Raw genomic sequence first — 23,792 nt, 5'->3', positions numbered from 1 at the left:
TTGCGATCCGGTTTCCGTATGCCGGCGCCGCCACAAAGCGGTTGCGCCCTTGTTTTCGACTTCGCGCGTGGCCGCCGATCAAGTAATTATGATCGCGGCGACGCATCACGGCGGCTGGAGACCGAAGGTGAAACGCTATACTGCTTGAGCTATGACCAACCGCCCGCCCCTCATGAAGATGGCCCAGTGCATCGCGACGGCAACCCCTCTCGTTGCATTTCTTTTGCCGGCCCCCTCCCATGGAGCGACCAGCGAATGGGTGACCTCACCCGGCGGGACCGTACGCATCGTCGCGTCGCAGCCAAGGCCGGACGGCTCCATCCCCGCCATTCTCGAAGTCCGGCTCAAGCCTGGCTGGAAGACCTATTGGCGGGATCCGGGAGCAAGCGGCATACCGCCGCAGGTGACCCTCGATCCATCGGGTGGCGTCATTCTGAAAGCAATCCGCTTCCCTGCACCGAAGACGTTCGGCGAAGGGCCGGGGCGCTATGCCGGATATGACCAGCCTGTCGCCTTCCCGCTTGAGCTGAAGAGGGTCGCCAACGGCGGCGACCTCGCGATCCGGGCCTCCGTCTTTCTGGGCATCTGCGAGGACATCTGCATCCCCGTACAGGGCGAGCTGAACCTCGCTCTCAAAAGCGGCGGCTTCGACAACCCGTTAGACGGCGCACGCATAGACAAGGCGGTTGCCGCACTTCCGGAGGCGCCGTCCGACGATTTCCGGGTGACGAAGGCGAGCTTCGATGCCGCGGCGCGCATGATTCATCTCGATCTTCGATTGCCTAAGGCCGCCGGTGGCGGACCAGTGGACCTGTTTCTCTCCGGCCCTCCCGGGATTTTCTTCGGCAAGCCGGTCCTCGGCGGACCGGGCGTGGAGCGCCGGGCCGAAATTCCGGTGAAACTCTCCGGCAAAGACAAGCGCATCGCGGGAAAAGCCATCGCACTCACCGTTCGCGCCGGCGGGCGCAGCATGGAAACGACGCTTGCCTTTGATTGACGCGCCCCTATAGTCCCCCCCACAGGCGGGTGCCGCTAACATCGGCGCCAACCCCGGAGAACATCGAGGAGAAAACCCGTGACCATTGCTGTCGGAGACAAGCTGCCCAACGCAACCTTCAAGGAGAAGACCGCTGACGGCCCGGTCGAGGTGACCACCGACCAGCTATTCAAGGGCAAGCGCGTGGTGCTTTTCGCTGTGCCGGGGGCCTTCACGCCGACCTGTTCGCTCAACCATCTTCCCGGCTATCTCGAAAACCGCGACGCCATTCTGGCCCGCGGCGTCGACGACATTGCAGTGGTCGCCGTCAACGACCTGCATGTGATGGGCGCCTGGGCGACGTCCTCCGGCGGCATGGGCAAGATTCATTTCCTTTCCGACTGGAACGCCGCTTTCACCAAGGCGATCGGCATGGATATCGACCTCTCGGCCGGAACGCTCGGCATTCGCTCCAAGCGCTATTCGATGCTGGTCGAGGATGGCATCGTGAAGGCGTTGAACGTCGAGGATCTCCCGAGCCAAGCGATCTATTCCGGTGCTGCCACGATGCTGGAGCAGCTGAGCTAGAGCGCGTCGCATCCACACGTATTGTTCCGATAGCCAGAGAAATGAAACGGGCCATTGCGCCCGTTTCTATTTGACGGCATCCGTGCGGCGCGCTTTCTTGAAAGGCTCCATGCCCTTGCGCGCGAGCTCGTCGGCGCGTTCGTTCTCGGGGTGGCCGGCGTGGCCCTTGACCCAGTGCCAGGTCACCTGATGACGGCTTCTCGCCTCATCCAGCGCCTGCCATAGCTCGCCGTTCTTCACCGGTTTTCTGTCGCCGGTCTTCCAGCCGTTCCGCTTCCAGCCGTGAATCCATTTGGAGATGCCGTCCATCACATATTTGCTGTCGGTGTGGAGGTCGACCTCGCAAGGCTCTTTCAGCGCGTTCAGCGCCGAGATTGCGGCGAGCAGCTCCATGCGGTTGTTGGTGGTCTCCGCCTCGCCTCCGCACATTTCCTTCTCGACGTCACCGTAGCGAAGCACCGCTCCCCAACCGCCCGGCCCCGGATTTCCCGAGCAGGCGCCGTCGGTGAAGATATCGACGTGCTTCATACCGATGCCTCTTGGCGCCTGAGCCCGTATTCGGCGCTTGAGACGATGGCGCGATGGAAGCGGAGCTTGGTCAGATATTCGAGCGGGTCCTTCTTGACCACCAGAGCCCCCGGCGGCGTCGTCAGCCAGTCATAGAGGCGTGTCAGGAAGAAGCGCAGCGCCGAGCCGCGGGCGAGAAGCGGCAGAGCCGCCACCTCCTCAGCGGTCAATTTCCGCACGCTTTCGTAGCCTGAAAGCAGCGCCATCCCCTTGGTGATGTTGTAGGAGCCGTTCTTCTCGAAGCACCAGGAGTTCAGGCATACGGCGACGTCGTAGGCGAGGAAATCGTTGCAGGCGAAGTAGAAGTCGATCAGGCCGGAGAGGCGGTCGCCGAGGAAGAAGACGTTATCCGGGAAAAGATCCGCATGAATGACCCCCTCTGGCAATGCCTTCGGCCAATGCTCTTCGAGATAGGCGAGCTCCGCAGCGATCTCCTCTCGGAGCCCGGCTTGAACCTTATCGGCGCGGGCTTCGGAGTTCCGCCAGAGCGGCCGCCAGCCGCCGACCGAAAGCGCGTTGGCGCGCTTCAGGGGAAAGTCTTGGCCGGCCTCGTGCATCTCAGCGAGGGCGCGGCCGACTTCGCGGCAGTGCTGCGCCTCGGGCTTTCTCAACCACATGCCTTCAAGAAAGGAAATCACCGCGGCCGGCCGGCCCGACAGCGTGCCGAGCAGCTTGCCGTCGGCACGTGGCAGTGGCAGCGGACAGGAGAGCCCCCTTTCCGCAAGGTGATGCATCAGGCCCAGAAAGAACGGCAGATCGTCGGCATTCACCCGCTTCTCGTAAAGCGTAAGGATGTAAGAGCCCTTGGTGGTGTGGAGAAGGAAGTTCGAATTCTCGACGCCTTCGGCGATTCCCTTGTAGGAGGTCAGCGCCCCCACATCGTAGGCGGCGAGAAAACGGATCAGCTCGTCTTCCGAGATATCGGTGTAAACTGCCAAGGCGCGATACTTTCCAGAATGCAAATTTCACAAATTTAAGCTGCATGCGGACGGAAAACCGCGCGCAGTCTATTCACCGTTCACGAAGGCCATGTCGGCCGCGGTCAATTCGACGTGACGGAGCTCGCGGTTGACGAGGAAGTTCTCGTTTTCCTCGACCGTGTCGGCAAGCTCGACCGCCGCGTCGTAGCGTTCGCGGAACGCTTCTATGATCTCGTTGACGATCACTTCCGGCGCCGAGGCGCCCGCCGACAGCCCGACGGTTGAGATGTCGCCCATCGTCACCCAATCGATCTCCGACGCACGCTGTACCAGAACGGCTTTTTTCGCCCCGGCTCTCAGTGCCACTTCGACGAGGCGCTTGGAATTCGATGAATTGGGAGCGCCGACGATCAGGAAAAGATCGCAACCGGGCGCGGCCTGCTTCACCGCCTCCTGCCGGTTCGTCGTGGCATAGCAGATCGAATCGGCGGCAGGCGCGGTCAGGTTGGGAAAGCGCTCATGCAGCCGCTTGATAACTCCGGCGGTATCGTCCACCGACAGCGTCGTCTGCGTTACGAAGCCGAGATTATCCGGATCCGGCGGCACATAGACGTCGGCGTCCTCGACCGTCTCGATGAGAGAGACCGCACCCTCCGGCAATTGCCCCATGGTGCCGATCACCTCCGGGTGGCCGGCATGGCCGATCAGCACGACATGGCGGCCCATCCGGTGGTGGCGCATAGCCTGCTTGTGCACCTTCGAGACGAGCGGACAGGTGGCGTCGAGATAGAAAAGGTTGCGCTGATCCGCATCGGCCGGAACCGACTTCGGCACGCCATGGGCGGAGAAGACGACGGGCTGCTTGCGGTGCTCGGGCGGAATCTCGTCGAGCTCCTCGACGAAGATTGCCCCCTTCGCTTCCAGCCCTTCGACGACATAGCGGTTGTGCACGATCTCGTGGCGGACATAGACCGGGGCGCCGAATTCCTTAAGCGCCAGCACCACGATCTGGATCGCCCGGTCGACGCCGGCGCAGAAGCCGCGCGGGCCGCAAAGGCGAATGGTGATCGGGGATTTTGCTGCTGCGGATGAGGCCATGTTGAAAATGCCAGTGGATCGAACGGGAACCGGGCGCGCCGCCCTGCGCCATATATAGCGGCAACGACCACGCGCACAAGGAAGAAGACTTTGGCTCGCCGGCAAATGCCCGCCGGCCGAGAGCGATCCGACTATCGCTTTCGGCGATACACGTAGAGCCCGCTGACGACCACGAGTGCGGCGGCAAGGCCGTACCAGGTCAGCGCATATTGCAGATGATTGTTCGGCAGGTCGAACTGCGTGACGCCGCCGATCGGCAGACCCCCGGGATTCTCAGCGGCATCGGCATCGACGAAGAAAGGAAGAACCCTGTCCGCTGCCAGACCGGCCGAATCGGTCATTCCGTCGAGATCCTTCCAGTAGAAGATGTTCTTGGCGATATCGTTGTCTGGCACGAGCGACGACGGTTTCTGCGAGAGCCTTGGGCGCGCCAGGCCATTAATCGTCACGCCTCTAGTGACCTGGCCCGCAGACCGCGTCGATGCGTCTTTCTTCTCGAAGGGAACGAAGCCGCGGTTGACGAAAAGGGCGCGGCCGTCCGCCAGCATCAGCGGCGTGAAGACGTAGAAGCCTGTCCGACCCTCATGGGTGGCGAAGAAATGGCGCTCCCTGCCGTGGTCGTATACTCCGGACACGTGCACCGTCCGGTAGTCGATATCCTCGCCGGCTGCGGCCATGGCCTCGATCTGTTCCAGCGGGACCGACGGCGCCGCACGCCGTTCCGAAATCGCGGCGATCAGCGCCTCTTTCCACTGCAGCCGCTGCATCTGCCAGGTGCCAAGGGAAACGAGCACCGCGAAGGCCGCAACGACGAGAACGGCGCCGGCTATGTGGCCGAGGCGCGACGCCGACTTGCTTTCTTCAACCACGGTCGATTTCACCTGAGCGTGCACTGTTGCGGTACTGCAGATTGATGAGCACGCCCTTCAGCATGCGCGTCAACGCCAGGCTGAAGATCGTCGCCAGCGGAATCCACAGCAGGAAATGCAGCCAGAGCGGCGGATTGACGTTGACCTCCATCCAGAGCGCTGCGCCCACGACGATGAAGCCGACAATGAGGATGACGAAGACGACCGGACCATCGCCGGAATCGGCGAAACGATAGTCGAGCTCGCAACTCGTACAAGCCGGCCGGAGCTTCAGGAAACCGTCGAAGAGCTTGCCCTGGCCGCAGCGGGGGCAAAGCCCTTTGATGCCGGTCATGACCGGATCGACGGGCGGGTATAGCGCCTTGTCGTCATTCATGGGTTGATCTCAATCGCGGTATTGTTGGGGACCATGTCCCAGATATCGTCCATCTCGGCATTGGTAACGGCAATGCAGCCATCCGTCCAATCGAACATCTGCGTCAAAAACGCCAACCAGCCGAAATAGTTGGGCTGGCCATGGATCATGATCATGCCACCGGGATCGACGCGCCTGACGGCGGCCTCCTGCAGGTCCTGCGGTCCCGGGTAGGAAATGTGAATGGACTTGTAGAAGCGGCTCGCATCGTTGCGCCAATCGAGGACATAGCGCCCCTCTGGCGTCTTGCGGTCGCCTTCCCGCCTCTTGTGTCCCACGGGATTGCCGCCAAGCGCGATTGGAAATTCTCGCAGCAGCTTCTCTCCCTGAAACAATTGCAGGACGCGCCGCTCCTTGTAGACGACAACCTTGTCCGCAGTTTCGGCGGCCAGCACCGAAAACGGCATCGCGAGGATACCCGCCGCGAGCGACCATAGGTACGCGCTCTTCTTCATTCCACCACAAGCGGTGCCTTCAATGGAAACGGGGCGGCTGCATCGCCGCAGCCGCCCCGTCATCATCAAACGAATTGCTCTTAGCCGTGAGCGATCGGTGCACCCCATCCACCCCAGATGTAGATGGAGAAGAAGAGGAACAGCCAGACCACGTCAACGAAGTGCCAGTACCAGGCGGCCGCCTCGAAGCCGAAATGGTGCTGCGGGCTGAAGCCGCCACCAAGTGCCCGAACCAGGCAGACCAGCAGGAAAATGGTGCCGACCAGAACGTGGAAACCGTGGAAACCGGTCGCCATGAAGAAGGTGGCGCCATAGATCGAGTCGCGGAAGGCGAAGGGCGCATGCGCGTACTCGTAACCCTGCACGAAGGAGAAGAGAACGCCGAGCAGCACGGTCAGGGTCAGACCGTAGACGAGGCCCTTGCGATCATTGTGCAGCAGCGCGTGGTGCGCCCAGGTGACCGTCGTGCCGGAGAGCAGCAGGATAACGGTGTTGTAGAGCGGCAGGTGCCAGGGATCGAGGACCTCGATGCCCTTCGGCGGCCAGACGCCACCGGTGTAGGCGGCGCGCGCGGCCTGGATGGGTTCGCCGGCAAACAGGCTCGCATCGAAGAAGGCCCAGAACCAGGCGACGAAGAACATCACTTCGGAGGCAATGAACATAATCATGCCGTAGCGCAGGTGCAGCGACACGACGCGGGTGTGATGCCCCTCGCGGCCCTCCTTGATCGTGTCCGACCACCAGCCGAACATGGTGTAGAGGATGAGCGCCAGGCCGATGAAGAAGACCCACGGATTGGCGAGTTCCAGCCCAAACATCTTGAACGAACCGCCAGAGAGATAGCGCATGTAGCCGACGCCACCGAAGGCCATGACGAAGGCGCCGATGGAGGCAAGCAACGGCCAAGGGCTCGGATCGATGATGTGATAGTCGTGATTCTTCTGATGCGCTCCGGCCATGTCAGTAATCCCCGATAGTTCTCTCTTGTCGCCCGCCCCGGCATAGCCGAAACGGCGCTCCTGTCAAAGTTTGTTTTGAGCGTCGTCGTCCTTCACCTGCACACGAGCGACCGGCTTGGACGGCTCGCGCGGGTAGAAGGTGTAGGACAGCGTCAAAGTTTTGATGCCCTTCGTCTCGACTGGCTTGACGATCTCCGGATCGACGAAGAAGACGACCGGCATCTCCATTTCCTCGCCCGGCTGCAGCGTCGTCTCGGTAAAGCAGAAACACTGCACCTTGTTGAAGTAGGCACCCGCCGCCATCGGCGTCACGTTGAACGTTGCCTGGCCGGTCGTCGGCTTCGATGCAAGATTCTTGGCGCGATACATCACCTGCACGGTCTCGCCGATCCGGACGTCGATGTCCCGCTGGACCGGCTTGAACTCCCAGGGCAGACCCGCCGCAATATTGGCGTCGAAGGTGACCTTCACCCTCTCCTCGAGAATGACGTCGGAAGCCTGCTCGACCCGCTGCGTCGTACCGTTATAGCCCGTCACCCGGCAGAACATGTCGTAGAGCGGCACGGCCGCGTAGGCCATGCCGATCATGCCCCCAACGAAAGCGAGGCATGTGCCGACGATGACGCCGTTCGCTCGTTCTTTCCTGGGCACTTGCTGGGAGTCGGTCATCGGCCGTGCCTTCAATGCGCTATACCGCTGCCGAACTTGACCAGCGTTACGACGTAAAAAAGCGCGACGAGACCCGCAAGCACCACGCCGAGAGCGATATTGCGGCCACGACGAGACTTCTTCTGCGCTTCGCTGAGTTCAACGGTTTCCATCAGATGATACCTCCGGCCTTGAGCCAGATCTGAACGATCACGTGGTCGGCCAGCAGGGCCGAAAAGATCGCGAAAAGATAGGCGATCGAGAATGCGAAAAGCTTCTTGGCCGGCAGCATGCGCTTGTCGCCTTCGGGCATGCGCAACACGCCGAGCGAATACCAGACGAAGCCCAGTCCCATGGCGGCGGCGAACGCCCCGTAACCAAGGCTCGCAAAGCCGAGCAAGGTGGGACAGATGCCACTCAGCGCCGTCAGGGCAGCATAGATAACGATCTGCCTCTTGGTGGTCGCCTCGCCGCAGACATTCGGCATCATCGGCACGCCGACAGCCTGGTAGTCCCCCATCTTGAAGAGCGCCAGCGCCCAGAAATGCGCCGGCGTCCAAAGGAAAATGATGAGGAAGAGCACGATGCTCTCGAGCGAGACGCCGCCGGTCACGCAGGCCCAGCCGATCATCGGCGGGAAAGCTCCGGCGGCACCGCCGATCACGATGTTCTGCGGCGTCGAGCGCTTCAGCCACATCGTGTAGATGGCCACATAGAAGAAGATGGTGAAGGCGAGCAACCCGGCTGCGAGCCAATTCACGGCGAGCCCAAGGATCGTCACCGAAAATGCCGACAGCGTCAGGCCGAAGGCGAGCGCTTCCTGCGGCAGGATCTTGCCGGCGGGGATCGGACGCTTGGCCGTACGGCTCATCACCGCATCGATGTCGGCGTCATACCACATGTTCAGTGCACCGGAGGCGCCGGCGCCGACGGCGATGCAGAGAATCGCGATGAAGCCGATGAAAGGATTGATTTGTCCGGGCGCAAGGACGAGCCCGGCAAAAGCCGTGAAGACGACGAGAGACATGACACGCGGCTTCAGGAGCTCGAAGTAATCGCGCGCAGAGGCCTCGGACAGGCGCGGTGCGCCTTCCATGCCGACTGCTTCGTGATTGTCGATGACCGTCATGTCTCGTCCCTGAATTCCTTGCGACCATGACAGCCGCATTTCGCCGGAGGGCCGGCGGGGTGAAGCCGCCGTCGCCGGCGGCTTCTGTTCGTTTCCCGTCACTTGATCCGCGGGAGCTGCTCCCATTGGTGGAACGGCGGCGGCGAAGAGAGCTGCCATTCGAGCGTGTTTGCGCCCGCACCCCACGGATTGTCGCCCGCGACGCGCTTCCTCGCGAAAGCCTCGGCAACGCCGAAGAGGAAGATCAGCACGCCGACGGCGGCGATATAGGAGCCGTAGGACGACACCATGTTCCAACCGGCAAAGGCATCCGGATAGTCGACATAGCGACGCGGCATGCCTGCGAGCCCGAGGAAGTGCTGCGGGAAGAAGATCAGGTTCACGCCGACGAACATCACCCAGAAGTGCAGCTTGCCGATGAACTCGGAGTACATGTAGCCGCTCATCTTCGGGAACCAGTAGTACCAGGCCGCGAAGATCGCGAAGACCGCACCGAGCGACAGAACGTAGTGGAAGTGAGCCACCACGTAATAGGTATCGTGCAGCGCGCGGTCGAGGCCGGCATTGGCGAGCTGAACGCCGGTGACGCCGCCGACGGTGAAGAGGAAGATGAAGCCGATCGCCCAGACCATCGGCGTCGTGAAGCGGATCGAGCCGCCCCACATCGTCGCGATCCACGAGAAGATCTTCACGCCCGTCGGAACGGCGATAACCATCGTCGCGAAGACGAAGTAGCGCTGCGTCTGAAGCGACATGCCGACCGTATACATGTGGTGCGCCCACACGATGAAGCCGACGGCGCCGATCGCGACCATGGCATAGGCCATGCCGAGATAGCCGAAGATCGGCTTGCGAGCGAAGGTCGAGATGATGTGGCTGACGATGCCGAAGCCCGGCAGGATCAGGATGTACACTTCCGGGTGACCGAAAAACCAGAACAGATGCTGGAACAGGATCGGATCGCCGCCGCCCTCAGGAGCGAAGAAGGCCGTGCCGAAGTTGCGATCGGTCAGAAGCATGGTGATGCCGCCTGCTAGGACCGGCAGCGAGAGCAGCAGCAGGAAGGCGGTGATCAGCACCGACCAGGCGAAGAGCGGCATCTTGTGCAGCGTCATACCCGGGGCGCGCATGTTGAGGATCGTCGTGATGAAATTGATCGCGCCGAGGATCGACGAGGCGCCGGCGATGTGCAGGCCGAGGATCGCGAGGTCCATGGCCGGGCCGGGCATGCCCGATGTCGAGAACGGCGGATAGATCGTCCAGCCGCCGCCGGCACCGTAGGCACCCGCCGGACCCTCGACGAACATCGAAAGCAGGACGAGCAGGAAGGCCGGCACGATGAGCCAGAAGGAGATGTTGTTCATGCGCGGGAACGCCATGTCCGGGGCGCCGATCATGATCGGCACCATCCAGTTGGCGAAGCCACCGATCAGCGCCGGCATGACCATGAAGAAGATCATGATCAGCGCGTGCGCCGTCGTGAAGACGTTGAACATGTGCTTGCCGCCGTCGATGGCAGCATCGCCCTCGAAGCCGTAGACCATCTGTGCCAGACCGTGGAAGATCTGGATGCCCGGCTCCTGCAGCTCGGCGCGCATGAAGACCGACAGCGTTCCGCCGATGATGCCGGCGATGATCGCGAAGATCAGGTACAGCGTGCCGATGTCCTTGTGGTTGGTCGACAGGAACCAGCGCTGAAAGAAGGTCAGCGGCTTGTGTGCGTGGTCGCCATGGGCATGATCGGAATGATCATGCCGTTGATCGTGATGAACGGCTGTTCCAGCCATGGGTCGAGCTCCCCTTCCGATTACTGTGCGGCGTTTGCGGCGACGTCAACGGTCTTGGCCGCGCCGTCGATGGACGCCGTGAGCGCCCTGTTCGCTTCGCCGAGATTGGTTGCAGCGGCCGCAAGCCATGCATCGTACTTGTCCTGCGAGACGACGCGGACGGCGATCGGCATGTAGGCGTGATCCTTGCCGCAGAGCTCGGAACACTGGCCGTAATAGAGCCCTTCGCGGTCAGCCTTGAACCAGGTTTCGTTGAGACGGCCGGGAACCGCATCGATCTTGACGCCAAAAGCCGGCATTGCGAAGGCATGGATCACGTCGGCTGCCGTAACCAGCAGACGAACGGTCTTGCCGGCCGGCACGACGACCTCGTTGTCGACGGCGAGAAGGCGCGGATAAGCTGCCTTGTCTTCCTTGCCGAGGCTTGCGCGGTCCTCATCTTTCAAGAGAAGGCTGTCGAAGGACAGCGGATTTTCACCGACCTCGTATTCATAGGACCAGTACCACTGGTTTCCCGTCGCCTTGACCGTCAGGTCCGGATTTGGCGGCGGCGTGAGCTGCGCGGTCAGGAGCTGGAACGAGGGAATGGCCAGGAAAAGCAGAATGATGACTGGGCCGACCGTCCAGATGACTTCGATGAGCGTATTGTGGCTGGTCCTGGACGGAACCGGATTGGCGCTCTCGCGGAACTTAACAACCACGATGATCAGCAGGAGGAGAACAAGAAGCGTGATCGGAACGATGAACCACAAGGTATAACGTTCAAACCACCTGATTTCTTCCATGATGCCCGTCGCGGCCGCCTGCAGACCCGTCTGCCACTCGACAGGCTGGTCAGCAAAGGCGCTCGAAGCAAAAAGCAGACAGGCAAGCGCTGCCAGAACTGCATAGGCCTTGTTTCTCACAATTACGTCTCCCCAATGCGCTTGATCAGGATCAAACCCGGAACGCAGAATCCCTGCGATACTGAAGCGCTTCAAACCACAGTTTGACCAGCGCCGCAACATCTGTGCAATGAACGCGGTGCGGCATTTTTGCACAAAGCGATTTTTTCGCACAGGAGACCTCGCGCTCGGTTATAGGCTGCGCTAAGCACCTCTTCGCCAGCCGGCTGTGCGTGCGTACCGGCCAGAACGGCGAGTGCCCTCTTGCCGGCGATCGCCGAAGCCGAGGCCCAATTTCGGCCATATGGCGCTGGAATGTAATGAGCAGGGCTTTTCATTTATCGCCGCGCACTTCAAGAATAGCCCTAATGATTCGAGGTTTTGAGGTTTACATGGGCCTGTCCCTCTTCTCCCGGCTGCCGGTTCTGGCGGCGCTCGGAATTGCCGCCTTTGCCTTCCCCACCCAAAGCATGGCCCAGCAATCCGGCGGAACGCCCGGGACGGTAAAGTCGAACCACGGCGCATGGTCTATCGTCTGCGACAAGCCGGCCGGCGCCTCGGCCGAACAATGCGCGCTGATGCAGAACGTGATCGATGAGGACCGGCCAGAGGTCGGGTTATCGGTCGTCGTCCTGAAGACGGCCGACCGCAAGGCGAAAATCCTCCGCGTTCTCGCGCCGCTCGGCGTGCTCCTGCCGAACGGCCTCGGCCTCAACGTCGACGGCAAGGATATCGGCCGCGCCTATTTCGTGCGCTGCTTCTCCGATGGCTGCTATGCCGAAGTTGTGCTCGAGGACGAGCTCCTGAAAACGCTGCGCGCCGGCGCGACCGCGACCTTCTTCGTGTTCCAGTCTCCCGAGGAGGGGATCGGCATTCCGGTCGACCTCAAGGGCTTCGGCGAGGGCTACGACGCACTGCCGTGATCGGTGCAACGTCTTATCCGCAATGACAAAGCCGCGCTCGAGAGACGCGGCTTTTTTGTGGAGTCTGATGACCGGGCGCGAGCCCCCTACTCTACAGGATATCGGTTGCGGCGATCTTGATGCCGAAGCCTTCCAGGCCGACATAGTGGCGCTCGCGTGACGAGAGGAGCCGGATCGAGCTGATGCCGAGATCCTTCAGGATCTGAGCGCCGAGGCCGATCTCCAGCCACTCGCTTTCGCGCGCCTGCGCCTCGGAGTGGGCCTCGCGATCATGTTTGCCCTTGCGCGCGGTCTGCGAAACACCGACGCCGACGGAGCCCTCGCGCAGGTAGACGATCACGCCCCTGCCCTCCGCGGCGATGCGCTTCATGATCTCATCGAGCTGACGGTCGCCGCCGAAGACGTCCGCAGCGACATTTTCGAGGTGGAGGCGGACCGGGATGTCGACACCGTCGCGAATGTCGCCGAATACGACGGCGAGGTGTTGCATCGGATCCCAGGGCAGCGAATAGGTATGGCCCTTCGCCTTGCCGTAGGGGGTGTCGATGTCGAAGCAACTGCCATGCTCGATCAAGGTTTCCTTGCGCTGGCGATAGGCAATGAGGTCGGCCACCGAGACCTGTTTCAGGCCGTGGGTCTCGGCGAACGCCTCCACCTGCGGACCGCGCATCACCGTACCGTCGTCATTGACGAGTTCGCAGATGACGCCGATCGGCGGCAGGCTCGCGAGCTTGCAGAGGTCGACGGCCGCTTCGGTATGGCCGGAGCGCATCAGCACGCCGCCCTCGCGCGCGACCAGCGGAAAGATGTGACCCGGCCGCACGAAGTCCGTCGGGCCGACATTCGGATTGGCCAGGTTCCTTACCGTCAAGGTCCGGTCATCGGCGGAAATGCCGGTCGTCGTTCCATGCTTGAAGTCGACGGATACGGTGAAGGCCGTGGTGTGGGCGGAGTCGTTCTCCGCGACCATCGCATTCAGATTGAGGCGCTTCGCCTCCTCGCGCGGCATCGGTGCGCAAACGATGCCGGAGGTGTGGCGCACGATGAAGGCCATCTTCTCCGGCGTGCAATGCACCGCCGCGACGATCAGGTCGCCTTCGTTCTCGCGGCCGCCGTCATCCGTGACGACGACGATCTCGCCGGCCTCGAAGGCACGAATGGCTTCGACGACGCGCTTCTGGTCATAGGACATCTGTATTTCTCTCCCGCAAATTATTTCAACCGCCCGGTCTGGCCGCGGTCACGCAGGTAATGATCGGCGATCGTGCAGGCAAGCATGGCCTCCCCGATCGGCACGGCGCGAATGCCGACGCAAGGATCGTGGCGCCCCTTTGTGCGCACGTCGACCTCGTTGCCGTCGCTGTCGATCGAGCGGCGCTCGGTGAGGATGGAGGATGTCGGCTTGATCGCAAACCGCGCGACGATCGGCTGGCCCGTCGAAATGCCGCCGAGAATGCCGCCCGCATTGTTGGAGAGGAAGACCGGCTCGCCGCCGGCGCCGATGCGCATCTCGTCGGCATTCTCCTCGCCGCTAATCTCGGCGGCGGCAAAACCGTTGCCGATCTCCACGCCTCTGACCGCGTTGATCGACATCAGGTTCGAAGCGATGTCCTGGTCGAGCTTGCCGTAAATCGGCGCTCCGATGCCGGCCGGAACGCCTTCGGCGACAACCTCGACGACGGCTCCGATCGACGAGCCGGCCTTGCGGGTGCCGTCGAGATACTCCTCCCATACCGGAACGATCCCCGGATCGGGCGAGAAGAACGGATTGTTGTTGACCTCCGCCCAATCCCAATTGGCCCGATTGATCCTGTGCTTGCCGATCTGCACGAGCGCGCCGCGCACGACGAGACCCGGAATCACCTTGCGGGCGATGGCGCCAGCGGCGACGCGCGCGGCGGTCTCGCGTGCCGAGGAGCGGCCGCCGCCTCGATAATCGCGAATGCCGTATTTCACATCATAGGTATAGTCGGCATGGCCCGGGCGATAGCGCTTTGCGATCTCGGAATAGTCCTTCGAGCGCTGGTCGGTGTTCTCGATCATCATCGAGATCGGCGTGCCGGTGGAGATCATCGTCTCGCCATCGTCGTCGAGCATTACGCCCGAGAGGATCTTCACCAGATCGTCTTCGCGGCGCTGGGTGACGAAGCGCGACTGGCCGGGCTTGCGCTTGTCGAGCCAGGCCTGGATCTCCGCAAGCGTGAAGCGAACTCCCGGCGGGCACCCGTCGACGACGCAGCCGAGCGCCGGACCGTGGCTTTCGCCCCAGGTCGTGACGCGGAAGAGGTGACCGAAGGTATTGTGCGACATGGCGGCTACCGAACTCCGGATCGCGACGGGACGAACCGATCCTGGTTCGGCCGCGTCGGCATGATTCCAATTGCCTTGGAGCAAAAGGCAACGTTCTATTCGACCGCCCGCTCCAAGAAGATCCGCGCGAATTTGCGCGTGCCCTCTCTTACTGCATGTTTCCTTAAATCGTAACCGATTTAAGGACAAAAACATGCGGCAACTCAAAGCGCTACAGAGACCTTTGCGCGTCTGCCAAGATGCGCGGCGCTGTAGTGGAAAGCTGTCGCGGGGAAAAGGCTTTCCGGGATGTCCAAGAATTTGCCGGCCGGGGTCAGGACGCCATTCGGAGACCCTTGGCCGTTGCGAAGGCCAGGAAGTCCCCGCTGCTCAACGGCCGCGAGAAAGCATAGCCTTGCAGCAGGTCGCAGCCCAGGATACCGAGCATCTCCGCATGCGCCATCGTTTCCACACCCTCCGCCACGGTTTCAATGCCGAGGGAGCGGCCGATGTCGATGATCGAACGAACCAGAGCCTGCTCCCTGCGCGCGCCGATCACCGGCGCCACGAGCTGGCGATCGATCTTCAGCCGTTTCGGCTTGATCTTCAGGAGGCTAACGATCGAGGTGTGGCCGGTGCCGAAGTCGTCGATCTCTATGTCGATGCCGAGCCTCTTGATTCCTTCGATATTGGCGGTCACGACATCATCGCTCTCGTCCAGGAAGATCGACTCCACCAGTTCGAAGGAAATCTGGCCAGGGGCGATGCTCAGTCCTTGGAGCGAGGCAAGCAATTCGTGGTCCTGCAGGCGCTTGGCCGAGACGTTCACCGAGATCTTCGGAACCACGAGGCCCGCCGCTGCCCAGCGCATTCGGTCCGCGAGCGATTTCTCCAGAACCAGGCGGTCGAGCACGGCCGTTACGTTCAGCTCCTCGGCGATCCTCAGGAATCGGTCCGGCGTAAGCGTACCCTCGCGCGGATGTCGCCAGCGGATCAAGGCTTCGACGCCGGCGAGCGCTAGGGTCGACGCGTCGAACTGCGGCTGGTACCACGGGACGAACTCGTCGCGTTCGATGCCCTCGAGGATCTCGTCGGCCACCCGCTTGGTGGTGACCACCTCGGCCTGCAGCGTCTCTGTGAAGAACTGGTGCCGGTTGCGGCCGTTTTCCTTGGCGCGATAAAGGGCGATGTCAGCGTTGACGAGCAGCTTGCGCGCGTCGATCGTCGCGCCGCGCGCGACGGCAATGCCGATGCTCACGCCGAAACGGCAGGGAAAACCGTTGTAATCGACCGGCTGGCGCATCTGCGCGATGATGCGGTCGCAGAGCGCGGCCAAGGCCGTGTCGTCGGGCGCCCCGGAAAGCACCACCACGAACTCGTCGCCGCCAATGCGCGCGACGATGTCGTCTGCAGAAATGTTGGAGCGAAGGATCTCGGAGGCATGCACCAGCATGGCGTCGCCCGCTGCATGTCCGAGCGTGTCGTTGATCTGTTTGAACCGGTCGAGATCGATATGCAGGATAGCGACGCCCGGCGGCCGCTCGGCACCTGCGGCCGATAGCCGTTCCAATGCCTTGTCGAGCATTCTTCGGTTGCCGAGGCCAGTCAGCGGGTCATGCAGCGCATTGTGCTCGATTCGATCCTTGGCGTCGGCGAGTTCCACATTCTTGAGGTCAGCCATGGCCTTCGCCGCCCGTAGCTGCTCGGTCATCAGCACGTCGTCGGTCACATCCCAACTGATGCCGATGATCTTGGCTCGGCCGTCGGCACCCTCATGCTCCGAACCGACGTTGCGAATATGGCGTATGCCCCCATCCGGCCGGACCACACGATACTGCGACCGGTATTCGAGGCCTTGGTCGAGGCTACGCAGCAGAACGGAGGATGCGGCGCCTATATCGTCGGGATGCACGGTTGCGCGCCATTCGTCGTAGGTCGGATCGCGGCCGTTGCGCGAAAGCCCGTGCAAATGAAACATCCGCTCGTCCCAGGAGCGTTCCTGCGTCTTGAGATCGATCTCCCATATGCCGATCTTGGACGCTTCAAGCGCCAGATTGAGACGGTGCGAGAGCGACAGCACCTCACTTTCGCGCGCTTTCAATTTGGCGATGTTCCGTTGCCGCTCGTTGACGAGGCCACCGGTCAGCAGGATGGGCATGACGACGATGACGACCGCCGCAAAAATCGCCAGCCGGATATCGTCGCCGTTTTCCGGTTCTTGCGCCCAGCCGCCGACCGGAACCGCCGCGAGTTCCCAGACGCCGCCCGGCAGACGAAGCTCGCGGATGACCGGAGCATTGCGGAAGACCTCGTCCTCACCGAGGAACGCGTCCTGAATATTGTCGGTCACGGAAACGTCGCGAATGGCAAGGCGTACATCGACCTGCATGCGGCCATCGGAGATCTGCGAGAGCTCCTGGCCCTCTTCCCGCAAATGCGCCGCACGATAGAGTGCCTTGTCGTCGAGGACCGCCTCGACGAGGCTCCACGATAACGTCCCGCTTGCCGCCTTGCCGACGATGGGCAGGAAGAGCTCGAAGCCGCTGCGGCCGCTCGGCAGACGCACCCGCCCGAAGATGACGGGTTTGCCCATCGATGCGGCACGCTCCATGGCAGACCGGGTCGTCGCGAATTTGTTGAGGTCCGTTCCGATGAACCACTGTTGGGAGCCTGGCGGAAAGGCGGCGCCGACCACGCCGCCTTGCGCTGCCGATACGCGGATCATCAGCGGATTCTGCAGGAGCAGCTTCGTCGCCAGTTCGCTCAGCTCCTCCGCCCCGGTATCCGGCCGGATCGCCACGGCGTTGGCAAATCCGTTCAGCGCGGCAATATTGGCGTCGATCTCCGCCTCGACACGGCTGGCGATAAGGCTAAGTTCGTTGTCGACCTTGATCTTGAGCTCGCTGCGGAAGTTCTCACGATTCTGGCGCTCGTAGATGTGACCACCGGTTGCAACGACGACAGCCGCAATGACCGCCGGGACGAGCGACGGTTTGGCGAGCTTGGCGATCGTGCGGACGTGATGACGCAGAACGGCAATGATCAATGGTTTTTCCCCAATCCGCGCGTTACCGTAGCGGCGGAGTCTTAAGATAGGCTTTCGTGAAATTTCCTTGGAAAACCTGAAGATAGGAGCCATGCGAAAGCTCGCGGGCGGCCGTTCATGGTTTGGTTCGCTTGAAATTCGCGACGTCGGCGTTCACTCTCCGCTCCGCCGGCCATCCAGTTTCGCGGGTGCGTCCTAAAAGCAACAATACAAGGCTACTTTTGCCACAATCGGGGATCAAAGGGTGATGACAAGAACATTCGCAGAATCACTGAAGAGGGCAAGAAAGATGCGATTTGTCATTGCCACGCTCATGGCCACCGCAAGCTTGCTTTCCCCTCTTTCCGCGCTTGCAGAGAGCGCCGACGTCGAGGCCGTCATCACCAGTATCGATACCGACCGGCTGAGCCTCTCCCTCGATGACGGCAAAAGCTACCAGGCGCCCGAGGAATTCAACTTCGAGGGACTGAAGGCCGGCGTAAAGGTTCTCGTCTTCTACACTGAGGTCGACGGCAAACGCGTCATCAACGATCTGGAGATCCTTCAGTAGGTCCTGAGCGCCAGCTAAACCGCTAACTCGGTCATCGGGCGTGCGGCGAGCACGATCAAATCCAGTTTATCGAGCCATCGACGATCTTCAGCAAACGGTCCTGCGGGATTGCTGCAGCCGCCGCTTCCTCGGCCTCCATTTCGCCGAGCAGCTTGAACAGCGCCCGGATGACGCCGCCGTGGCTGACGCAAATCGTAGGCCGCGTCACGCCCTTCAGCCACGCGCCTACGCGCCAGGACAGGATCTCGTAGCTCTCGGCATCGGCACCTGGTGGAATGAAGTCCCATTTGGCGACGCGCCGCTCGGCGATGCGCTCCGGTACAAGGCGCTTCAGCTCCGGGAGCGTGTAGCCCTCCCAGTCGCCGAAGGAGACCTCCTTCAGCCGCTCGTCGGTCACGTAGGCAAATGGGTCGAGCCCCATCGCTCGCCGGAGGCGCTCCATGGTTTCGCGCGTGCGACCGAGGGGACTACTGACGAAATCGAAGCCGCCGGCATCACTCCCGAGGATCTTCCCCAGTGCTATCCCATTCCCGGTCGCCTGCTGGCGGCCGGTTTCGTTGAGGGGAATATCCTTCTGGCCCTGAAGGCGGCTCTCCGCATTCCAGTCCGTTTGTCCGTGGCGGACCATGTAGATGAGCACAGTGTTCACTCCGGGCGAGCCGTCGCCACCGTCCCTGCTGCATGTCCTTAAATCGCAGCGGATTTAAGGATAAGACCTGCAGCGCTCTAAGTGCCACAGCGAATTCGTGCGCCTGAAAGGACGCACGACGCTGCAGCGCGAAGACGATCAGTCCTTCAGAACGCTGATATCCGGGGCGTCGACAGCCTTCATGCCTACCGTGTGGTAGCCCGAATCGACATGATGGACTTCGCCGGTGACGCCGCTCGACAGATCGGACAGCAGATAGAGTGCGGAATTGCCGACCTCCTCGATGGAGACGGTGCGCTTCAGTGGAGCGTTGTATTCGTTCCACTTCAAGATATAGCGGAAATCGCCGATGCCTGACGCGGCGAGCGTCTTGATCGGCCCGGCCGAGATCGCGTTGACGCGGATGCCGCGATTGCCGAGATCAACCGCCAGATAGCGCACGCTTGCCTCGAGTGCAGCCTTGGCGACTCCCATCACGTTGTAATGCGGCATGACCTTTTCGGCGCCGTAATAGGTGAGCGTCAACATCGAGCCACCGTCGTTCATGATGCGATCGGCGCGCGCAGCAACCGCCGTGAAGGAATAGACGGAAATATCCATCGTGCGGGCGAAGTTGTCGCGGCTGGTATCGAGATAGCGCCCCGTCAGCTCGTCCTTGTCGGAGAAGGCGATGGCATGCACGACGAAGTCGATCTTGCCCCACTTCTCCTCGAGCGTCGAGAAAACGGCATCGATCGTGCCGAGGTCGGTCACGTCGCAGTGGCCGGCCATGACGGCGCCAAGTTCCTGGGCCAGTGGCTCTACGCGCTTCTTCAGCGCATCGCCCTGCCACGTCAGCGCGATTTCAGCGCCGGCTTCCGACAACGCCTTGGCAATGCCCCACGCAATCGAGCGATTGTTTGCGACGCCCATGATGACGCCACGCTTGCCATTCATCAGACCCGATGCCTGAGCCATGGAGTGTCCCCAATACTGTCTGCCTGCACCGGCTGCCCGCCGATGGCAATGTTCACGAATGACGCCGCACCGATTCGCCTTTGCACGGGTGCGGCAAAATTGTCGAGAATTGCCTATGGCATAGGCGCCTAAGCGGTTCAAGCGCGGTGCAGATCAGGAACTGTTAGTCCCCGTAATATTGGTTCACCTTGTCAGAAAAGCTTCACAAATAAAGGCCGTCGCGCTGGGAACGCATGAGGTCCATCACCCTGTCATCCGGCTTCTCATGAAGCACAAGCCGCAATTCGACGAGCAGGTCCCCGCGTTCGCCGTCGGCCCCAGGCAGTCCTTTGCCGAAAACAGGGATCACCTTGTCGGACCCTGACCAGGCCGGCACCGTCACCGCGACCGGGCCGTTCGGCGTGTCGATCGTGGTCTCGCAGCCCAGAACCGCATTTTCAAGGTCGAGCGGCAGAGTGGTCACAAGGTCTAGACCTCGGGTGCGGAACGGCCCGTCCTGGCCGATGCGCAATGCTGCGACGACATCGCCGCGGACCATCCCGGCGACGCGGTAACCCTGCTCCTTCAGGCGGATCGTTTGGCCGTCCGTCGCGCCGGCCGGTATCGCGATCCTGACCGTTTCTCCCTCCGGGAGCTCGACCGAGACGCGCGCCCGATTGATCACGTCCTCGATACTGACTGGCACATCAATGGCAAGATCCGGCACCTTCTCCGCCGTCCTTGCGATGCGGCCGCGAATGCGCTGGACGATCGCAGAGACGAGCTCCGCAGCGGGCGCAATGGAACGTCTGGCCGGGGCGGCCTCGGTTTTCGGCGGCTCCGGCTCAGCCGCGGAATCCGCCCTGCCGGCATCTGCGGCCGGCCCGGTCTTGTCAGGGCGCACCGACGCCTTCATGCGCGGGGCCGATGCTGCGGTCTGCGGCTCGACGCCGAAGATGCGGGAAACCGCCTCCTCTGCCGTCTCGGCGCCCACCGGTTCCTCGGCAGCCTCGGGACCACGCATCTTCTCCTTCATCGCCTCCATGCGCCGGAGTTCCGCCTCGCGCCGGGCCCAATCATATCGGCTTCTACGCACCGGATCGCGCAGCAGCTCATAGGCTCGGCCCGCTTCGGCGAAGCGCTCGGTGGCGAGCGGATCGTCCTGATTGTGATCAGGGTGCACTGCCTTGGCCAACGAGCGCCAGGCCGCCTTGATTTCCTCCTGCCCGGCATTGCGACGCACACCGAGAATTGCGTAGGGATCGCGCATGGCTTGCCACCATTTTCCTTATCGGCAGCCCTCTCCCGGAGCTCGCCGCATGCCTGACGAATTCGAAAGGCCTCAGAACGCCCTTCTTCTTCAGCGATGATCGGCGAGAAGTTGCTAACTATCGGTTAGTCGGAAGCGGCATCGCCAGCCTGAAGGCACTGCTCCGGCGCGTCGATCCGCCGCTTTGCAGCAACGTGGTTAACCGCCGATTTCAGCTACGCGGACCGAAGCTCGTCAGATACCATTCACCGCTTTCGAGCTGGCAGGTGCTGCCGTCGAACTTGGCTATGCCTTCGAAGGAGTGGCGCGTCGTCGTAAACCGCCTGCACCGCATGCCGGAGGCACGATCCTCCTCAATGCTGCTGATCACACCGGCGCTTCCCGAGGTTGCGTTGGCCCAGGGAATGGCATTGCCCCCCTGGCTGATGTCGGCGGAGGTGACGGCATTACGCACGGCAACGGCGTCGGAAAGGCCGTCCGACGTCTTGGCCACCGGAACGGTCCCGGTCGAGACCGAGCGATCGACGCCTGAGCCTCCGAAAACATCGAGACCCGCGCCCATACATCCCGGTAGAGTGAGAATCGTCAGGCAAATTGCCGCGCTGCGCAGCAACACGAAGCAAAAACCCTTCTTGCCATCGATCCGCTTTGCTATGTCTTGCACGGCAATCCTGTCAAGACTCGCCAGAGCATGCCGCGAGGAAGTCCGGCAGCAGGCTCTGACATTTTTCGATGCGAGAACACGAATCGGATACATCCCGTAGTGGTCCCGCGCCAGACACACGGCATTGGAAGACAATATGACCGCGCATGAGTTAACAAGCAGTGACTTCACGGACGCGAACGAGCCCTTTTCCCTTTTCGGCACATGGCTGAAGGACGCCGAGGAGAGCGAGGTGAACGATCCGACCGCCGTCGCGCTCGCGACCGTCGACCCCGATGGCCTGCCCAATCTACGCATGGTCCTGCTCAAGGGATTCGACGAACGCGGCTTCGTCTTCTACACGAATTTCGAAAGCCAGAAAGGCCGTGAAATTCTGGCAACCCCAAAAGCCGCCATGTGTTTCCACTGGAAATCGCTGCGCCGGCAGGTGCGCCTGCGCGGCCCGGTTGAAATCGTCTCCGACGAAGAGGCGGACGAATATTTCAAGACCCGGCCGCGCGGCAGCCGCATCGGCGCCTGGGCCTCGAAGCAGTCGCGCCCGCTCGAAAGCCGCTTCGCGCTCGAGAAGTCGGTCGCCGAATACACGGCCCGGTACGCGATCGGCGAGATTCCGCGGCCGCAATATTGGTCCGGTTTCCGCATCCGCCCGATCTCGATCGAATTCTGGCATGACCGGCCCTTCCGGCTGCACGATCGCATCGAGTTCCGCCGCGCGGCGCCGGAAGGTGGCTGGACGAAGGTGCGGATGTATCCCTAGCGCGGGATGAGGATGTGCGCGGTTTTCCGCCCGCACCCGCGCTGACTTATCGTGATCTGACGGGCGGCTCGTCCAATATTCAGGCAAAAAGCCGGAACGGTATGCCGGATGCGAGAGCGGTCACGTAGCGGGCGCTCTGGAAATGGCCGTTAAGGGAAATGCGCGGCAGCGCATGCGGATTCGCGGCGGCCGAAAGCATGCCGGGTTCCGTCGTGACGGCGACGGCGAAGCCGAGACCCGCGGCAAGGCGATGGTCTCGTTCCGAAACGGCAAGCCGGTCGCCATAGGGATAGGCAAAGCTCAGGGGCCTGCGACCGGAAACCGCCTCGATACGGTCGGCGGATGCCGAGATTTCGCGGCGTGCCTCGTCCTCATCGAGCCGTGCCAAAGCGCGATGGCTGATCGTGTGGCCGCCAAGGCTCGCAAGTGGGCTTGCGATCAGCGCGCGCAAACCCGCCTCATCGAGCGTCAATCGTTCGGTAATGGCCAAGGGGTCGACGCCGTGCTCGGCTGCAGCCCGGTTCAGCACAGCGACGGTACGCGCCTCGTCGCCGCGATGGATATGCGCGGTGATCCTATCGAAGGCCGCCTGCTTCTCGGCAAGCGTTGCGGCCACCATGATCTCTTCGCCCGCACCGAAACCGAAGCGCAAAGTCTGAGCTGCCGACAGCAGATCGGCGAGCGTTTCCCACCAGAGCGTATGGGTGCGATCGACATAGCCGGCAGTGACAAAGACGGTGAAAGGCACGCAGTGCCGCTCGAACACCGGCAGGCCATGATCGAGATTGTTGCGGTAGCCATCGTCGAGGGTAAAACAGGCGAACGGCCGAGTATCCTCGGAAGCAAGGCAAGCCGGCACCTCCTCCAGTGGGACGAAACGGTAGCCGTTTCGCTTCAAAGTCAGGACAGCGACCTCGAGGAACTCCGGCGTAATTTCCAAATGCGCGTTGGGATCGAAGGCCCGCGGGACCTTCGGGCGAACGTGATGCAGCGTGAAGATAGCACCCCGTCCGCGGGCTCGTGTCATCAGCCGCGCTTGCGCCAGCAGGTGCGAAGCTTCCAGGCCGCCGGCGATGGCGACACGTCTGATGTGCTTGCTGACCGCCCGCGCGAGGCCCTGCTTCATCTTATTTCGTTTCCCATGCCGGATTGGATTCGACCACGGTCACCATGATCGCTGCGGCAGCGGTTCGTCTTGCTTCGCCCGCCCTGCAATGCCGAACGGTAGCCTCGGCGGAGTTAAACCTTGCTGAATCCGGTCGGCTTGCGCGGCCAACGACGCGCGGAGGGCCGCTGCGTGCAATCGCTTTCCTGCTGCACGGTTGCAACAAGGCCGCGACCCTGTCACAAAGATGAACTGCTGCATGTCTCCTTAAATCGCCTCGATGTAAGGAGACATGCAGCGATTCAAAG

The 23,792-nt window shown here is 62.1% G+C and carries 25 protein-coding genes; 5 read left to right on the top strand and 20 right to left on the bottom strand.

Features of this window, described 5'->3' with window-relative positions; translation table 11 throughout:
• Positions 1-172: 172 nt before the first annotated feature.
• Both AYK65_RS04595 and AYK65_RS04590 read left to right on the top strand, forming a co-directional pair.
• Positions 173-997: a protein-disulfide reductase DsbD domain-containing protein gene (locus AYK65_RS04595; protein WP_026612890.1), complete on the top strand. Its 825-nt coding sequence runs from the start codon at positions 173-175 to the stop codon at positions 995-997.
• A gap of 78 nt (positions 998-1,075) precedes the next feature.
• Positions 1,076-1,564, top strand: coding sequence for a peroxiredoxin (locus AYK65_RS04590; RefSeq protein ID WP_026612891.1), 489 nt, complete (start codon positions 1,076-1,078; stop codon positions 1,562-1,564).
• 66 nt (positions 1,565-1,630) lie between these two features.
• On the opposite strand, the gene rnhA is transcribed toward AYK65_RS04590, so the two are convergent.
• From rnhA to coxB, 12 genes are all read right to left on the bottom strand, one after another.
• Complete coding sequence (rnhA, locus tag AYK65_RS04585) at positions 1,631-2,092, bottom strand: ribonuclease HI (RefSeq protein WP_026612892.1); 462 nt, start codon at positions 2,090-2,092, stop codon at positions 1,631-1,633.
• Positions 2,089-3,069, bottom strand: coding sequence for a homoserine kinase (locus AYK65_RS04580; RefSeq protein ID WP_081157972.1), 981 nt, complete (start codon positions 3,067-3,069; stop codon positions 2,089-2,091). The genes rnhA and AYK65_RS04580 overlap by 4 nt, the downstream gene beginning before the upstream one ends.
• A 69-nt stretch (positions 3,070-3,138) precedes the next feature.
• Positions 3,139-4,149: a 4-hydroxy-3-methylbut-2-enyl diphosphate reductase gene (ispH, locus tag AYK65_RS04575; protein ID WP_034884882.1), complete on the bottom strand. Its 1,011-nt coding sequence runs from the start codon at positions 4,147-4,149 to the stop codon at positions 3,139-3,141.
• 131 nt (positions 4,150-4,280) lie between these two features.
• Entirely contained in the window at positions 4,281-5,042 is a 762-nt protein-coding gene (locus AYK65_RS04570) for an SURF1 family protein (RefSeq protein WP_026612895.1), read from the bottom strand.
• The gene (locus AYK65_RS04565; RefSeq protein ID WP_026612896.1) at positions 5,011-5,394 is read right to left on the bottom strand and encodes a DUF983 domain-containing protein; all 384 of its coding nucleotides are present in this window, start codon (positions 5,392-5,394) and stop codon (positions 5,011-5,013) included. The genes AYK65_RS04570 and AYK65_RS04565 overlap by 32 nt, the downstream gene beginning before the upstream one ends.
• On the bottom strand, positions 5,391-5,888 hold the full coding sequence (locus tag AYK65_RS04560) for a L,D-transpeptidase family protein (RefSeq protein WP_026612897.1): 498 nt from the start codon (positions 5,886-5,888) through the stop codon (positions 5,391-5,393). The genes AYK65_RS04565 and AYK65_RS04560 overlap by 4 nt, the downstream gene beginning before the upstream one ends.
• Before the next feature lie 80 nt (positions 5,889-5,968).
• On the bottom strand, positions 5,969-6,847 hold the full coding sequence (locus AYK65_RS04555; RefSeq protein WP_026612898.1) for a cytochrome c oxidase subunit 3: 879 nt from the start codon (positions 6,845-6,847) through the stop codon (positions 5,969-5,971).
• A gap of 63 nt (positions 6,848-6,910) precedes the next feature.
• Positions 6,911-7,516 carry a cytochrome c oxidase assembly protein gene (locus AYK65_RS04550; RefSeq protein WP_026612899.1) on the bottom strand — a complete coding sequence of 202 codons (606 nt, stop codon included), beginning with the start codon at positions 7,514-7,516 and terminating at the stop codon, positions 6,911-6,913.
• Positions 7,517-7,527: 11 nt separating this feature from the next.
• A complete protein-coding gene (locus AYK65_RS31465; protein ID WP_026612900.1) occupies positions 7,528-7,668 on the bottom strand; it encodes a hypothetical protein in 141 nt (46 codons plus the stop codon).
• The gene (locus AYK65_RS04545) at positions 7,668-8,624 is read right to left on the bottom strand and encodes a heme o synthase (RefSeq protein WP_026612901.1); all 957 of its coding nucleotides are present in this window, start codon (positions 8,622-8,624) and stop codon (positions 7,668-7,670) included. Before AYK65_RS04545 ends, AYK65_RS31465 begins: the two co-directional genes overlap by 1 nt.
• Before the next feature lie 98 nt (positions 8,625-8,722).
• Positions 8,723-10,411 carry a cytochrome c oxidase subunit I gene (gene ctaD, locus AYK65_RS04540; protein ID WP_026612902.1) on the bottom strand — a complete coding sequence of 563 codons (1,689 nt, stop codon included), beginning with the start codon at positions 10,409-10,411 and terminating at the stop codon, positions 8,723-8,725.
• Positions 10,412-10,431: 20 nt separating this feature from the next.
• Positions 10,432-11,316, bottom strand: a complete 885-nt coding sequence (coxB, locus tag AYK65_RS04535) for a cytochrome c oxidase subunit II (RefSeq protein WP_026612903.1) — start codon at positions 11,314-11,316, stop codon at positions 10,432-10,434.
• A gap of 371 nt (positions 11,317-11,687) precedes the next feature.
• Here coxB and AYK65_RS04530 point away from each other — a divergent pair, with 371 nt between their 5' ends.
• Positions 11,688-12,218 (top strand): invasion associated locus B family protein, encoded by a 531-nt coding sequence (locus AYK65_RS04530; RefSeq protein WP_026612904.1) that lies wholly within the window; start codon positions 11,688-11,690, stop codon positions 12,216-12,218.
• Positions 12,219-12,309: 91 nt separating this feature from the next.
• On the opposite strand, the gene ribB is transcribed toward AYK65_RS04530, so the two are convergent.
• The 3 genes from ribB to AYK65_RS04510 all read right to left on the bottom strand — a co-directional run bounded on the left by ribB (position 12,310) and on the right by AYK65_RS04510 (position 17,553).
• A complete protein-coding gene (gene ribB / locus AYK65_RS04525) occupies positions 12,310-13,410 on the bottom strand; it encodes a 3,4-dihydroxy-2-butanone-4-phosphate synthase (protein ID WP_026612905.1) in 1,101 nt (366 codons plus the stop codon).
• 20 nt (positions 13,411-13,430) lie between these two features.
• Positions 13,431-14,528, bottom strand: coding sequence for a chorismate synthase (gene aroC, locus AYK65_RS04520; RefSeq protein ID WP_046118437.1), 1,098 nt, complete (start codon positions 14,526-14,528; stop codon positions 13,431-13,433).
• Positions 14,529-14,841: 313 nt separating this feature from the next.
• The gene (locus tag AYK65_RS04510) at positions 14,842-17,553 is read right to left on the bottom strand and encodes a bifunctional diguanylate cyclase/phosphodiesterase (RefSeq protein ID WP_052728421.1); all 2,712 of its coding nucleotides are present in this window, start codon (positions 17,551-17,553) and stop codon (positions 14,842-14,844) included.
• 289 nt (positions 17,554-17,842) lie between these two features.
• Here AYK65_RS04510 and AYK65_RS04505 point away from each other — a divergent pair, with 289 nt between their 5' ends.
• Positions 17,843-18,103 (top strand): DUF1344 domain-containing protein, encoded by a 261-nt coding sequence (locus AYK65_RS04505; RefSeq protein ID WP_026612909.1) that lies wholly within the window; start codon positions 17,843-17,845, stop codon positions 18,101-18,103.
• A 55-nt stretch (positions 18,104-18,158) separates the two neighbouring features.
• Here the strand turns inward: AYK65_RS04505 and AYK65_RS04500 are convergent, their stop codons facing one another.
• From AYK65_RS04500 to AYK65_RS04485, 4 genes are all read right to left on the bottom strand, one after another.
• Positions 18,159-18,743 (bottom strand): histidine phosphatase family protein, encoded by a 585-nt coding sequence (locus tag AYK65_RS04500; RefSeq protein WP_026612910.1) that lies wholly within the window; start codon positions 18,741-18,743, stop codon positions 18,159-18,161.
• 147 nt (positions 18,744-18,890) lie between these two features.
• On the bottom strand, positions 18,891-19,709 hold the full coding sequence (gene fabI / locus AYK65_RS04495) for an enoyl-ACP reductase FabI (RefSeq protein ID WP_081157970.1): 819 nt from the start codon (positions 19,707-19,709) through the stop codon (positions 18,891-18,893).
• Positions 19,710-19,911: 202 nt separating this feature from the next.
• Positions 19,912-20,958: a DnaJ C-terminal domain-containing protein gene (locus tag AYK65_RS04490; RefSeq protein WP_081157969.1), complete on the bottom strand. Its 1,047-nt coding sequence runs from the start codon at positions 20,956-20,958 to the stop codon at positions 19,912-19,914.
• 211 nt (positions 20,959-21,169) lie between these two features.
• Complete coding sequence (locus tag AYK65_RS04485) at positions 21,170-21,622, bottom strand: RT0821/Lpp0805 family surface protein (RefSeq protein WP_046118439.1); 453 nt, start codon at positions 21,620-21,622, stop codon at positions 21,170-21,172.
• Between the two features lie 124 nt (positions 21,623-21,746).
• On the opposite strand from AYK65_RS04485, the gene pdxH reads away from it, so the two are divergent.
• Positions 21,747-22,379 carry a pyridoxamine 5'-phosphate oxidase gene (gene pdxH, locus AYK65_RS04480; protein ID WP_267885986.1) on the top strand — a complete coding sequence of 211 codons (633 nt, stop codon included), beginning with the start codon at positions 21,747-21,749 and terminating at the stop codon, positions 22,377-22,379.
• 79 nt (positions 22,380-22,458) lie between these two features.
• Here pdxH and AYK65_RS04475 read toward each other — a convergent pair whose 3' ends face one another.
• A complete protein-coding gene (locus AYK65_RS04475) occupies positions 22,459-23,505 on the bottom strand; it encodes a polysaccharide deacetylase family protein (protein WP_046118440.1) in 1,047 nt (348 codons plus the stop codon).
• Between the last annotated feature and the right edge of the window lie 287 nt (positions 23,506-23,792).

It is taken from the genome of Ensifer aridi (assembly GCF_002078505.1).
In the GTDB taxonomy this organism is placed as follows: Bacteria; Pseudomonadota; Alphaproteobacteria; order Rhizobiales; family Rhizobiaceae; genus Sinorhizobium; species Sinorhizobium aridi.
The sequence above is the reverse complement of the archived record's forward strand: the minus strand, read 5'-3'. Positions and strand labels throughout refer to the sequence as shown.

Excerpts from the sequence above, each read along its gene's own strand:
- AYK65_RS04475 (WP_046118440.1), bottom strand. The coding sequence starts at position 23,505 with ATGAAGCAGGGCCTCGCGCGGGCGGTCAGCAAGCACATCAGACGTGTC.
- AYK65_RS04565 (WP_026612896.1), bottom strand. The coding sequence starts at position 5,394 with ATGAATGACGACAAGGCGCTATACCCGCCCGTCGATCCGGTCATGACC.
- ribB (WP_026612905.1), bottom strand. The coding sequence starts at position 13,410 with ATGTCCTATGACCAGAAGCGCGTCGTCGAAGCCATTCGTGCCTTCGAG.
- AYK65_RS04550 (WP_026612899.1), bottom strand. The coding sequence starts at position 7,516 with ATGACCGACTCCCAGCAAGTGCCCAGGAAAGAACGAGCGAACGGCGTC.
- ctaD (WP_026612902.1), bottom strand. The coding sequence starts at position 10,411 with ATGGCTGGAACAGCCGTTCATCACGATCAACGGCATGATCATTCCGAT.
- AYK65_RS31465 (WP_026612900.1), bottom strand. The coding sequence starts at position 7,668 with ATGGAAACCGTTGAACTCAGCGAAGCGCAGAAGAAGTCTCGTCGTGGC.
- aroC (WP_046118437.1), bottom strand. The coding sequence starts at position 14,528 with ATGTCGCACAATACCTTCGGTCACCTCTTCCGCGTCACGACCTGGGGC.
- AYK65_RS04530 (WP_026612904.1), top strand. The coding sequence starts at position 11,688 with ATGGGCCTGTCCCTCTTCTCCCGGCTGCCGGTTCTGGCGGCGCTCGGA.
- AYK65_RS04595 (WP_026612890.1), top strand. The coding sequence starts at position 173 with ATGAAGATGGCCCAGTGCATCGCGACGGCAACCCCTCTCGTTGCATTT.
- ispH (WP_034884882.1), bottom strand. The coding sequence starts at position 4,149 with ATGGCCTCATCCGCAGCAGCAAAATCCCCGATCACCATTCGCCTTTGC.
- AYK65_RS04545 (WP_026612901.1), bottom strand. The coding sequence starts at position 8,624 with ATGACGGTCATCGACAATCACGAAGCAGTCGGCATGGAAGGCGCACCG.
- rnhA (WP_026612892.1), bottom strand. The coding sequence starts at position 2,092 with ATGAAGCACGTCGATATCTTCACCGACGGCGCCTGCTCGGGAAATCCG.
- fabI (WP_081157970.1), bottom strand. The coding sequence starts at position 19,709 with ATGGCTCAGGCATCGGGTCTGATGAATGGCAAGCGTGGCGTCATCATG.
- AYK65_RS04490 (WP_081157969.1), bottom strand. The coding sequence starts at position 20,958 with ATGCGCGATCCCTACGCAATTCTCGGTGTGCGTCGCAATGCCGGGCAG.
- AYK65_RS04555 (WP_026612898.1), bottom strand. The coding sequence starts at position 6,847 with ATGGCCGGAGCGCATCAGAAGAATCACGACTATCACATCATCGATCCG.
- AYK65_RS04505 (WP_026612909.1), top strand. The coding sequence starts at position 17,843 with ATGCGATTTGTCATTGCCACGCTCATGGCCACCGCAAGCTTGCTTTCC.
- AYK65_RS04560 (WP_026612897.1), bottom strand. The coding sequence starts at position 5,888 with ATGAAGAAGAGCGCGTACCTATGGTCGCTCGCGGCGGGTATCCTCGCG.